This window comes from Rhizobium sp. BR 317, from assembly GCF_047445835.1.
GTDB lineage: Bacteria > Pseudomonadota > Alphaproteobacteria > Rhizobiales > Rhizobiaceae > Rhizobium > Rhizobium paranaense.
In genome coordinates, this window is sequence record NZ_JARWLB010000207.1 from 1 (window position 1) to 602 (window position 602).

The 602-nt window shown below is 65.4% G+C and carries 1 protein-coding gene; it reads left to right on the forward strand.

What is annotated here, in order from left to right; all coding sequences use genetic code 11:
* Nucleotides 1–602: hypothetical protein (locus tag QD357_RS32820; RefSeq protein WP_414126165.1), on the forward strand; the 602-nt coding region annotated here is incomplete at both ends.

Sequence of the window (602 nt, forward strand, 5' to 3'; positions counted from 1 at the left end):
GTCAGCGCCGATCTTCTCGCCTCCGGCGTCGATTTTGCCGCGACCCAGGCGGCCGGCGGCAATATCGTGTTKGCGAATAGCGGCGATCTGACCATCAACGACAGCGCCGGCGCCATAAAGGCGGGCACCATCCTGTCGGCCGGCACGATCGATGCGGTCGGTCAGACGATCACTGCCGACAATATCACCGGCCATAAGGATATCACCCTTGCCGGCACCACCGGCACGACGGCTGGCAGCGGTCGTATTGACATCAGCGGCCAGGTCCTCGGCGCCGGCAATGTCAGCGTCTCCGGTTCCAGCATCGCKGCCGACGCCCTCGTCTCCGGCGTCGATATCGCCGCCACCAATGCGGCCGGCGGCACGATTGTCCTTGGCACAACGGCAGCCGGAACCGGCCATCTGACATTGACCGCCTCCGGCGCGCTCAGCGCCGGAACGCTGCTGTCGTCAGGCGATCTTACTGCCAGCGCCGCGACCATTGCGGCCGACGATATCTCCGCCCATGGCGACATGATACTCGGCGGCGCGATCGGCACGACGACCGCAAGCGGTCGCGTGGACGTTACCGATCAGATCMTTGGCGCCGGCAACATATCGAT